Below are 11,848 nucleotides of genomic sequence, written 5' to 3'. Positions count from 1 at the left end.
GTGGGCCCGGTAATGTTGGATGTGGCAAGCTTTGAGCTGGATGCCGAAGAGCGCGAAATTCTCAAGCACCCACTAGTCGGTGGGCTGATTCTTTTTACCCGCAACTATCATGATCCTGAGCAGCTGCGTGAACTGGTGCGTCAAATTCGCGAGGCTTCTCGTCACCGTCTGGTGGTTGCTGTTGACCAGGAAGGCGGTCGCGTTCAACGTTTTCGTGAAGGGTTTACCCCTCTGCCTGCAGCACAATCTTTTGCCGCGCTACACGGTCTGGAGCAGGGCGGCAAACTGGCCCAGGAAGCGGGTTGGTTGATGGCTAGCGAAATGATTGCCATGGATATCGACATCAGCTTTGCGCCAGTGCTGGATATCGGCCATATCAGTGCCGCCATTGGTGAGCGTTCTTACCATGAAGATCCGCGTAAAGCGCTGGCGATGGCGTCCAGTTTTATTGACGGAATGCACGCCGCTGGGATGAAAACCACCGGTAAACACTTCCCGGGGCATGGCGCGGTAACAGCCGATTCACATAAAGAAACCCCTCGCGACCCGCGTGAAGAAGCGCTTATCCGCGAACACGACATGCAGATTTTCCGTAGCCTAATTACTGATAACAAACTCGATGCAATTATGCCGGCGCACGTCATTTATACCGACGTAGACCCACTTCCTGCGAGTGGTTCCCCGCATTGGCTGAAAACGGTTTTGCGTGGCGAACTCGGCTTTAATGGCGTTATCTTCTCTGATGATTTATCGATGGAAGGTGCTGCGATTATGGGCAGTTATGCCGAGCGTGGACAGGCGTCGCTGGATGCAGGTTGCGATATGATCCTGGTCTGCAATAATCGTAATGGCGCGGTTAGCGTGTTAGATAACCTGTCTCCGGTCAAAGCAGAGCGTGTTACGGGTTTGTATCATAAAGGTTCATTTACCCGCCAGGAACTGATGTCGTCAGCGCGCTGGAAGGCAGCAAACCAGCAACTTGAGGCGCTGCATGAGCAGTGGCAAGCCCACAAGGCGGGTCTTTAATTCATCAGGCCAAACGGCCTGAATTCGTGTGGTGAGGATGCAATGATTATCTATTTACACGGTTTCGACTCTAATAGTCCTGGTAACCATGAAAAGGTGCTGCAACTCCAGTTTATCGATCCGGATGTCCGGCTTATCAGTTACAGCACACGGCATCCGAAGCACGATATGCAGCATCTACTCAAAGAAGTCGATAAGATGCTGCAACTGAGTGACGATGAACGGCCACTGATTTGCGGCGTTGGGCTCGGTGGCTTCTGGGCAGAACGTATTGGTTTTTTGTGTGATATTCGCCAGGTCATTTTTAACCCGAATTTGTTCCCAGAAGAGAACATGGAAGGGAAAATCGACCGTCCTGAGGAATACACCGATATTGCGACCAAGTGTGTGCAAAATTTCCGCGAGAAAAACCGTGACCGTTGCCTGGCAATTTTATCTCGAAATGACGAAGCGCTGGATAACGTGCGTGCCGCAGAAATGCTGCATCATTACTATGAGATTGTGTGGGATCAGGATCAGCCCCATAAATTCAAAAATATCTCACATCATTTGCAGCGGATTAAAGCTTTCAAAACCCTGGGCTAAACTCGAATTATTTAGGGTATTAAAATTGTAAATTGAAAGGGTCAGCCATGTGCTGGCCCTTTTTGTTTATCTTTTAGGCGGAAAACTTTGATGCATATCAATTTTGGTATGACCAATACACCATCCATGTTATTCTTTGGTCACATTGATGAGTTTGTTTGGCTAACTTGTTGTTAATTAAATGCTATTTACATAACCTTTAATTAACAATTGGTTAATATTTTAAGGGGGTCACTTTGACTACGCCATTAAGTAAGATTGTCATTGTCGGTGGTGGTGCTGGCGGACTTGAACTGGCCACTCAGTTAGGGAAAAAACTGGGTCGCGGTAAAAAAGCAAAAGTTACGCTTATTGATCGTAACCACAGCCATTTATGGAAGCCGTTGTTGCACGAAGTCGCAACCGGTTCACTGGACGAAGGTGTGGATGCGCTGAGCTATCTTGCACATGCACGTAATCATCACTTCCAGTTCCAGCTCGGCTCCGTGGTCGACATTAACCGTGAAAGCAAAACCCTTACGCTGGCAGAACTGCGTGATGATAAGGGGGAACTGCTGGTCCCTGAGCGTAAAATTCCTTATGACACTCTGGTGATGGCGCTGGGCAGTACTTCCAACGACTTCAATACCCCAGGCGTTAAAGATAATTGTATCTTCCTGGATAACCCGCATCAGGCACGTCGATTCCATTCCGAAATGCTGAATCTGTTCCTCAAGTATTCTGCAAACCTGGGTGCGAGCGGCAAAGTTAACATCGCCATCGTGGGCGGCGGGGCGACGGGTGTTGAGCTGTCTGCTGAGTTGCACAACGCGGTGAAACAACTCCATAGCTACGGTTATAAAGGCCTGACTAACGAAGCGTTAAACGTCACGTTGGTCGAGGCAGGTGAACGAATTCTACCTGCACTGCCACCACGTATTTCTGCTGCGGCGCACAGTGAATTAACCAAATTGGGCGTGCGTGTTCTGACGCAAACCATGGTGACGTCTGCTGACGCTGGTGGCCTGAACACCAAAGACGGTGAATACATTGCCGCAGACCTGATGGTTTGGGCGGCAGGGATTAAAGCTCCAGACTTCATGAAAGATATCGGTGGCCTTGAAACTAACCGTATCAATCAACTGGTGACAGAACCCACGCTGCAAACCACGCGTGATGCTGATATCTACGCGATTGGTGACTGTGCTTCATGTGCACGCCCTGAAGGTGGGTTTGTGCCGCCGCGTGCGCAAGCCGCGCACCAGATGGCATCCCTGGTGCTGAGCAATATTCTCGCGAAGATGAACAATAAGCCGCTGAAAGCCTATATCTATAAAGATCACGGTTCGCTAGTGTCGCTGTCCAAATTCTCCACCGTTGGTAGCCTAATGGGTAACCTGATGCGTGGGTCGATGATGGTAGAAGGGCGCATGGCTCGTTTTGTTTATATCTCGCTGTACCGTATGCACCAGGTCGCACTTCACGGTTACTTCAAAACCGGCTTGATGATGCTGGTGGGTAGTATCAACCGCGTGATTCGTCCACGCCTGAAACTACACTAATCGCCTTTTGGTATAAAATTCAAACCCGGTTCTGGCCTAACGCCATTAGTTCAAGAACGAGATATCCGGTGTGACCACCGGGTTTGGCGTCCCTCCGGGAACCAAATCCCGGTGGTTCCCCTCATTCATTGGATTAAGTGAACGGTGTTAGGCTCTGGCCGGGTTTTTGTTGCACGAATGCCGCATAAACTTTTATCAATCCGCTGTTTATGTTTAGGAATTCTCTCAAACACCTGTCTTCTGTGTAGGAATCCCCATTTTTCATCCGTTGTCTCATATGTCATATCCCCTCTCTGGACGCAAACTTGTAAGCAATAGCAAAGTCAGGAGGATGTCCTGTGAATAAATCAATGTTAGCGGGTATAGGCATCGGTGTGGCTGCGGCACTGGGTGTGGCAGCGGTTGCCAGCATGAACGTTTTTGACCGTGGCCCTCAGTTTGCACAGGTGGTGTCAGCGACACCCATTAAGGAAACAGTAAAAACTCCACGCCAGGAGTGCCGAAACGTAGCCGTCACTCATCGTCGCCCCGTTCAGGATGAGAATCGTATTATCGGCTCAGCGCTGGGCGCAGTAGCGGGTGGGGTGATCGGCCATCAGTTTGGGGGTGGACGTGGTAAAGATGTTGCCACCGTAGTGGGCGCGTTGGGCGGTGGTTACGCGGGTAACCAGGTGCAAGGCAATATGCAAGAAAGTGACACTTACACCAGCACACAACAGAAATGTAATACGGTGTACGAAAAATCAGAGAAAATGATCGGTTATGACGTCACTTACCGAATTGGTGATCAGCAGGGGAAAATCCGCATGGATAAAGACCCTGGTACACAAATCCCCCTGGATAATAACGGCCAGTTAGTTTTGAATAAAATCTAACGGTTACCCATCAAAGCCCATCTAAACAGATGGGCTATTTGTTTCTAATGATTACCCCGTAATTGCTGTTGCAATTCCAGTAGTGCGGTCACTTCGGTTAATCGCCGTTGCGTGTACGCTGGGATCGCTTCTGGTGTGCGCAAAAACACTCTTTTCTCGCCAAATACCACATCATTCAAACAGCAATCATACAGCGGCCCGGCAATCAGTTTACGCTCGGTACTGCCAGCCGTTATCCGCTCAACCACTTCATTGACGCCCTCACGATCGATATTGATGATTTGCCCATCATGAAGATAAATGCGCATCCCTTTTTGCCCGCCCGTAGGCCCAGCATATTTGTTGAGATGCAGGGTAAACGGAATATCGCTGATTGTGCCGGTTAACAGTGCTTCACCTTCTGCGGTTGTGAAATCGCCTGCGGCAATTGCATTCCCCAGGCGGTCACGAGCGTAACTGAGTTTTATGTTTAAGCCGTTATTGCCGCCAAGTAGGTGGACGGTTTCGCGCATCATGGCGAGAACATGAGTCCCTGTATCGACAATGACACCGTCAGGATGACGCAACTGCCGGGTATCCGCATCACCAGTGGAGAAGTTCAGCGCGATTGGCTCACCTACGGTATTAAACCCGCTTGGCTCACGTAAAAAACCTTCAATTCGGCTTATTTGATTGATGCTGTGAATATAGTCACAGGCTTGGGTGCGTACCATCCAGTGATCTAACGCCAGAACGCGAGCGGCAATTTGCGGCTCTTTCAGCAAAGATGCGAGTTTCTCAAGTTGCGCAAGTGTTGCGGCAACTGGCTTTTCAACCACAATCGCTGGGACTTCGCTTTGCAGCACTCGCTCAAGTACAGGTAAATGATGAAGCGAGGAAGTGGTTATCAACACCACATCGAGGGGCAATGCCAACAATGCCTCCAGAGAGTCACAGCGATTGATACCGTCAATTTGGCGAGTGGGGTCGGTGTCATAACCATAAAGCTCAAGTGCAGGAGGGGATATGCGGCGTAACGCCGGAAGATAGGCTGTTTCGATGACCGAACCTAAACCGATTAAACCTGCCAACATACTTTGACCTCACCAATTGTGGCGTTAACCATGATGCTACCAACTTTTTAAGTTTAGATTTTCTTCAGTTCAGGCATTAACCGCATCGTGGTGTTAACTATCTGTAAAAGCTCATCATAACTGGCATTTTCACGTGCGCTGACCGACATCCCCTGAATGATACAGCACAGGTATTTAGCCAATTTACGAACGCAGCTACTGGACGGGATCTCACCTTTTTCCTGGCGCTTAGTCAGAAAACGCACCAACGTCTCTTCCTGCATGGATTGGCGTGTTTTTATCACTGCGGCAATATCTTCCGAAGAGGCCGCCAATGCTGATGAAGTACAGATGATAAAACAACCTGTTGGCGTATCTTTCTCAGTATATAACCTGGCAATAAGTGACAAGAAATCTTCCAGCGCTTCTTCAAGCGTCCGTTCTTCGCAGAAAAGACACGCCTCGCGCATTTGCGTAAAGCGCGCCATATAGCGATCCAGAACCGCCCGGAATAATCCCTCTTTATTCGTGAACTCGGCGTACAGCGTTGGGGCCTTCGCACCCGTTGCTTCGACCAAATGCGCCATAGAGGTGGCTTCGTAGCCGTGTTGCCAGAACAAAGCCATGGCCTTGTCGAGTGCTGCTTCCCTGTCAAACACCTTCGGTCGGCCACGGCTTTTTTTAATGCAACTTGTATCGGATGACATGTGCGCCGTTTAACCTTTGTCTGTTTAATGAACGATCATTATAAAAATAATAACACCCGGTAGCTATAGGCTTTTAGGATAAAAATAAATTAATCCTATCTTAATGAAAAATAGTGCTTTTACAAAATAGTTAACGAGCGTTATAAAAATAATTTGACGTGTGATGTAGATCACGTTTATGATTTAGTTATCGATCGTTAAGTAAATGACTTAACGACCTTACAAATCATCAGTTCAAGGTAAATATCATGAAAAACGTCAAAACTGTTATCGCTGCTGTTGTTCTTAGCTCAATCTCTTTTGCAAGTTTTGCGGCTGTTGAAGTCCAAGCCACTCCAGCGGGCCAACAGAAAGTCGGTACTGTGACGGCAACTGCCGGAACTAACCTGAGTTCTCTGGAAGCAGAACTGGCTGAGAAAGCAGAGCAAATGGGGGCAAGTTCATACCGTATTACTTCAGTAACCGGTCCGAATACTTTGCATGGTACTGCTATTATTTATAAATAAGCTTGACCCTAATACTTCAAGTTACAGCGTCAGTGCCTTAGCGCTATCTAAGGCACTGTGGCTGATTAAGCCGCTGCGTTCTGCGCGAGCTGATGCATAAAGTTACGCACCCATTCCATACGGGCTTTGCGGTCGGCGAGATCTTCAATAAATTTCAGTCGAGTTGGCCCATCCAGACGGTAATGCTGTGGTTGTTTTTGCAGCAAGCCAATCAGCCATACCGGATTAACATGGTTCTTCTCGGCAAACTCAATCACGCCACCTTTTTCGTTCCCTTCGATTTTACGCACCCCTAATTTCTGCGCCTGTTGGCGCAACGCGGCAATATCCAGCAGGTTACGTGCGGGATCCGGCAACAAGCCAAAGCGGTCAATCAACTCCACTTTTAGCTCATCGAGTTCATGCCCGGTTTTTGCACTGGCGATGCGTTTATAGAAAGACAGGCGCGTATTAACGTCCGGGATGAAATCATCAGGCAACAGGGCAGGCATGCGCAGTTCGACTTCGGTCTGGCTGCTGGTTAAATCTTCAAGTGACGGCTCACGGCCTTCTTTCAGTGCATCGACCGCGTTTTCCAGTAACTCCATATACAGTGTGAAACCGATGGTTTCCATCGAGCCACTTTGGCCTTCTCCGAGCAATTCACCCGCACCACGAATTTCTAAATCGTGAGTCGCCAGGGCAAAACCTGCACCCAAATCTTCAAGAGAAGCGATAGCCTCGAGGCGCTTTTGTGCGTCGGTGGACATCGCTTTTGGATGTGGCGTCAGCAACCATGCATACGCCTGGTGATGTGAACGCCCAACGCGGCCACGCAACTGGTGCAACTGCGCAAGGCCGAAATGGTCTGCTCGTTCGATAACAATGGTATTCGCGGTTGGAATATCGATACCGGTTTCGATAATCGTGGTACAGACCAGTACGTTGAAACGCTGGTGGTGGAAGTCATTCATCACGCGTTCCAGCTCACGTTCACGCATTTGGCCATGACCAATAGTGATACGCGCTTCAGGCACTAATACCGCGAGGCGGTCTGCCGCTTTCTGAATGTTTTCCACATCGTTGTAAAGATAGTAAACCTGCCCACCACGCAAAACTTCACGCAGAATAGCTTCCCGGACGACCAGTTCATCGTACTGGCGAACGAAGGTTTTCACTGCCAGGCGACGTGCCGGAGGGGTGGCGATAATCGACAAATCGCGCATCCCGCTCATCGCCATATTCAGCGTACGCGGAATAGGTGTTGCGGTTAGCGTCAGGATATCAACGTCAGCACGCATCGCTTTAATCCGCTCTTTATGGCGCACACCAAAGCGATGTTCTTCATCGACAATCAGCAGGCCCAGGTCTTTCATTTTTACATCATTTTGCAGCAATTTATGGGTGCCGATAAGAATATCGACTTTCCCTTCACTCGCTTCTTGCAGGATTTGCGTTTGCTCTTTGGCGGTACGAAAACGCGACAACATTTCGATGCGCACCGGCCAGTTGGCGAAACGGTCACGGAAGTTATCCAGATGCTGTTGAGCGAGCAGGGTGGTCGGCACCAGGACGGCAACTTGTTTGTGGTTTTCCACCGCAAGGAAGGCGGCACGCATGGCCACTTCGGTTTTACCAAAGCCCACGTCACCACACACCAAACGGTCCATTGCCAGGGGTTGGCACATGTCGCTTAATACTGCATTAATAGCCTGAGCCTGGTCCGGTGTCGTTTCAAACGGGAAGGCGTCGCAGAACAGCTGATAGGGTTCGCGGTCATGCTTAAAGGCAAAGCCTTGTTTTGCGGCACGCTGCGCATAAATATCCAGTAATTCCGCCGCCACATCGCGCACTTTTTCGGCGGCTTTCTGGCGTGCACGTGACCATGCATCACTGCCGAGTTTATGCAGCGGCGCATTTTCCTCGGCACCACCCGCGTAGCGGCTGATCAAATGCAGCGAAGAAACCGGCACATAGAGTTTGGCGTCACCGTGATAAGTCAGCATCAGGTATTCACCTTTAATGCCGCCAGCTTCAAGCGTGGTTAATCCGGCGTAACGGCCAACACCATGTTCAAGATGCACAACCGGCTGCCCGGTATGCAGCTCCGCAAGGTTGCGAATCAGGGTATCGGGATTAATGGTACGACGGCTATCCTGACGGCGGCGGCTGACGCGTTCACCCAGCAGATCGCTTTCACAAATCAACGCACGGTTGCGCAGAGTATCGATGAAACCATGCTCGCTGGAACCCTGCATCAAATAGCGGCCATTATCGATGGCCTCATCAAGACGATAGATACGCTTTGGTGCCACTTTGATGCGTGATAACAGTTCGCCCAACGCTTCACGGCGGCCTTCACTTTCTACAGAAAACACCACGGGGCCGGCGAAAGACTCAAGGAATTTACGCAGGTTATCGAGAGGCGCTTTCTGCTGTGCCTGAACTGAAAGGTCGGGCAATGGGTGATAACCCAGATTGGTGAACGCGGCTTTGTCAGCCAGAGATTCGGTTTTGAGCTGGATGCGGGGCCAGGATTTCAGTTCGCTGAACAGTTCGTCCACACGCAGCCACAGGCTTTCTGGTGGCAGCAAAGGCCGCATCGGGTCGACACCGCGATTTTCGAAACGGGCAAAAGTATCCTGCCAGAAACGATCGGCGCTGGTTTCTATATCGCCGGTATTCACCAGCAAAGTATTTTTCGGGAAATAACTAAACAGCGGTGGCAAAGGTTCGCTGAAGAACAGTGGCTGCCAGTATTCAATCCCCGCTGGGAGCATGCCTTTACTGACTTGCTGGTAGATATGTTCCGGCTCACGCTTCACATCAAACTTGTCGCGCCACTGGCTACGGAACAGTTCAATGGCGGTTTTATCGGTCGGGAATTCGTGTGCGGGCAGTAAATTGATGGCATCGACTTCTTCGAGCGTTCGCTGTGTATCCACATCAAACACGCGCAGGCTGTCGATTTCGTCATCGAAGAAATCGATGCGGTAGGGCTGCTCGCTACCCATCGGATACAAATCCAGCAACGCGCCACGGGTGGCAAATTCACCGTGCTCCATCACCTGATCGACGCTGCGATAACCCGCCTGTTCTAGCTCGCTGCGCAGATTATCGCGTGATAATCGCTGGCCCTTTTTCATCACCAGCGCATGGCCGTGCAAAAAATTGTGTGGGCAGACGCGCTGCATCAAGGTATTCACCGGCAAAATCAACACGCCGCGTTGCATGGTCGGCAACTGATACAGCGTCGATAAACGCGATGAGATAATTTCCTGATGCGGCGAGAAACTGTCGTATGGCAGGGTTTCCCAGTCGGCAAGATTCACCACCAGGCTTTCCGTAAACTGAGTAATCTCGTCCTGCAGACGTAACGCATTCTGCATATCTGGAGCGATTAACACCACCGGGCCATTATGGCGCTCTATGATTTCAGCCACTTCGGTTGCACAAGCAGAACCAGTGAGTTCTCCAAGCTGACGCTGATCGCCAGCTTTGACGGGTAAGGAATAGCGGTAATTTTCAGGCATAGAAGGTGTCAGAATCTCTCAGGTTGCATCGAATTTTGCGGGTGCATAACCCCCGACGCGTCAAGAAGTTGCTTATTATTATCCGCGATCGTTTTGTATTAGCAACCCAATCGCGAAGCCATCAGAGATTTGACCATCTGTCGGATGTCACTTAACCCGCATCCGTTGCCGTCACTAATTTTTTCGGCGGTGAGAAGAACATATCACCACACAACGTCTGCGATAATTTCCTGAAACCTAAACCCAGCAAGGTACATATCGCCAGGCTGACAAACGGATACACCAGCAAAATGGCGAGCAGCAGATTATCGGAGAGGTGTCCGGCGTTGATTTGTCCAAGCGCAAATAAGCTCAACGCTTCAATCACGATACGGTGGGTAGTGTAGATCGCGATGGTGTTAGAACCGACAATATTCAGGAAGGCATCGGAGCGGCTTTCTCGCCAGCTATCAAGCAGATAAAACAGCTTCATAATGATGAAAATGGACAGCACTGAAATGACTAGCGGGACGTTCACCCAATATAAAGCCGCTGAAAGCAGGGCAGCGACTGCGCATAACAATGGGCGCTGGCGTGGGGAAAACGCTTTCATCGCGTTGACCAGTTGTGGGCCAAACCAGGCGCCCAGCCCGTAATAACACATATTACGTACCACGCTATTCATGCCCCACCACGGCAGTGGCATAAAGCTAATCACGACGTTCACCGCCAGTAACATCACAATGACCGGGACTTTGTAGCGGCGCAGACTTTTGAATACCAGGAAATAAAGCACCAGAGCGTAGAGATACCAAAGGCTGGTGCTGGCTTTTGCCATGCTGGTGGCAAATTGCAGCAGGTTTTCTGAATAGGCGGCGTTGGATGTCGGGTTACGTACCAGGTCCGGTGCCAGCCACTCATTGATTAACGTAATGCCAAGCCACTGCAACACACCCCACAACAGCAGAACATAAAAGATATTCCATAAGCGTTTATCAATGCAGTCACGCCATTTCACCGCATCGATATAGCGTGTTATCAAAAATCCGGAAATGAAGAAAAACACCGGCATACGGAAAGGGGCCAGATACAGATTCAGGTAAATCCAGCTTTTGGCAATGTACTCAGCCATTCCGCTTTGGGACTGCACCAGGTGCGGGTAAAAAGTGATCACTGAGTGATAGATAACGACAAGGCAGATGCACAATCCCTTGATATGGTTTATCCACAGTTGTTTGTTATTCATGTGAGGGCAATATCTTCTGTTGGCTTGTATTTACCTTCAGAGTGGAAGATTGGCGGCAGTTTTTTTACCTGATTTGTCTGTTTTTGTAAGAAATCGGCACCTTTCAGAAATTCCGCAGGGTCAGCCAGTAACCGATTAGCCAGAGCTTTGACTTCGAAAACAAGATGTTATGAGATTGATTTAATTGGATTTCACATGTTCTGAAATATCAAAAAAACGTTATGTTTCATTTACTTGATACGGCATCACTTATATACTTCACGCCAACTTTGCATCCGCAACTGCAACAAGACGGAATACATGTATCAACCTGTCGCGTTATTTATAGGCCTGCGCTACATGCGTGGGCGAGCAGCTGACCGCTTCGGTCGCTTCGTTTCCTGGCTGTCGACTATCGGCATTACGCTTGGCGTAATGGCGCTGGTGACCGTGCTTTCCGTAATGAACGGATTCGAACGTGAGCTGCAAAACAACATTCTTGGGCTGATGCCACAAGCCATAATCACCTCCCCTGGCGGCTCGATTAACCCAGAAACGCTTCCTGCAAAAGATCTCAAACTCCAGGGCGTCACGCGCATTGCTCCCATCACCACGGGTGATGTGGTGCTGCAAAGCGCACGCAGTGTGGCGGTTGGTGTGATGCTGGGCGTGAACCCGGAAGAAAAAGATCCGCTTTCACCTTTCCTGGTCAATGTGAAGCAGACCGACTTGGTCGCCGGGAAGTACAACATTATTTTGGGTGAGCAACTGGCCGGGCAATTGGGGATTAAGCGTGGCGATAGCATCCGTGTGATGGTGCCGTCCGCCAGCCAGTTTACG

The 11,848-nt window shown here is 49.8% G+C and carries 10 protein-coding genes; 6 read left to right on the top strand and 4 right to left on the bottom strand.

The window, feature by feature from the left end; genetic code table 11:
- The 4 genes from nagZ (at position 1) to VJY99_RS12720 (ending at position 4,027) form a co-directional block, all read left to right on the top strand.
- Positions 1-1,026, top strand: coding sequence for a beta-N-acetylhexosaminidase (gene nagZ / locus VJY99_RS12735; protein ID WP_324118969.1), 1,026 nt, complete (start codon positions 1-3; stop codon positions 1,024-1,026).
- 42 nt (positions 1,027-1,068) lie between these two features.
- On the top strand, positions 1,069-1,611 hold the full coding sequence (gene ycfP, locus VJY99_RS12730; protein ID WP_324118967.1) for an alpha/beta hydrolase YcfP: 543 nt from the start codon (positions 1,069-1,071) through the stop codon (positions 1,609-1,611).
- 236 nt (positions 1,612-1,847) lie between these two features.
- Positions 1,848-3,152, top strand: a complete 1,305-nt coding sequence (locus tag VJY99_RS12725; protein ID WP_324118966.1) for an NAD(P)/FAD-dependent oxidoreductase — start codon at positions 1,848-1,850, stop codon at positions 3,150-3,152.
- A gap of 338 nt (positions 3,153-3,490) precedes the next feature.
- On the top strand, positions 3,491-4,027 hold the full coding sequence (locus VJY99_RS12720; protein WP_324118964.1) for a glycine zipper 2TM domain-containing protein: 537 nt from the start codon (positions 3,491-3,493) through the stop codon (positions 4,025-4,027).
- A gap of 44 nt (positions 4,028-4,071) precedes the next feature.
- On the opposite strand, the gene VJY99_RS12715 is transcribed toward VJY99_RS12720, so the two are convergent.
- Both VJY99_RS12715 and VJY99_RS12710 read right to left on the bottom strand, forming a co-directional pair.
- A complete protein-coding gene (locus tag VJY99_RS12715) occupies positions 4,072-5,100 on the bottom strand; it encodes a Gfo/Idh/MocA family oxidoreductase (protein WP_324118962.1) in 1,029 nt (342 codons plus the stop codon).
- Positions 5,101-5,153: 53 nt separating this feature from the next.
- Positions 5,154-5,786, bottom strand: a complete 633-nt coding sequence (locus VJY99_RS12710) for a TetR/AcrR family transcriptional regulator (RefSeq protein WP_324118960.1) — start codon at positions 5,784-5,786, stop codon at positions 5,154-5,156.
- Between the two features lie 248 nt (positions 5,787-6,034).
- Between VJY99_RS12710 and bhsA the strand changes: the two genes are divergently transcribed.
- Entirely contained in the window at positions 6,035-6,292 is a 258-nt protein-coding gene (gene bhsA, locus VJY99_RS12705; RefSeq protein ID WP_324118959.1) for a multiple stress resistance protein BhsA, read from the top strand.
- A gap of 65 nt (positions 6,293-6,357) precedes the next feature.
- Here the strand turns inward: bhsA and mfd are convergent, their stop codons facing one another.
- Positions 6,358-9,804, bottom strand: a complete 3,447-nt coding sequence (gene mfd / locus VJY99_RS12700; RefSeq protein ID WP_324118957.1) for a transcription-repair coupling factor — start codon at positions 9,802-9,804, stop codon at positions 6,358-6,360.
- Positions 9,805-9,955: 151 nt separating this feature from the next.
- Positions 9,956-11,029 carry an acyltransferase family protein gene (locus VJY99_RS12695; protein WP_324118955.1) on the bottom strand — a complete coding sequence of 358 codons (1,074 nt, stop codon included), beginning with the start codon at positions 11,027-11,029 and terminating at the stop codon, positions 9,956-9,958.
- A gap of 300 nt (positions 11,030-11,329) precedes the next feature.
- Here VJY99_RS12695 and VJY99_RS12690 point away from each other — a divergent pair.
- On the top strand, positions 11,330-11,848 hold a 519-nt coding region (locus tag VJY99_RS12690; RefSeq protein ID WP_324118953.1), incomplete at its 3' end, for an ABC transporter permease.

The organism is Buttiauxella sp. (assembly GCF_035271705.1).
In the GTDB taxonomy this organism is placed as follows: Bacteria; Pseudomonadota; Gammaproteobacteria; order Enterobacterales; family Enterobacteriaceae; genus Buttiauxella.
This window is presented reverse-complemented; position numbering and strand designations above follow the sequence as displayed.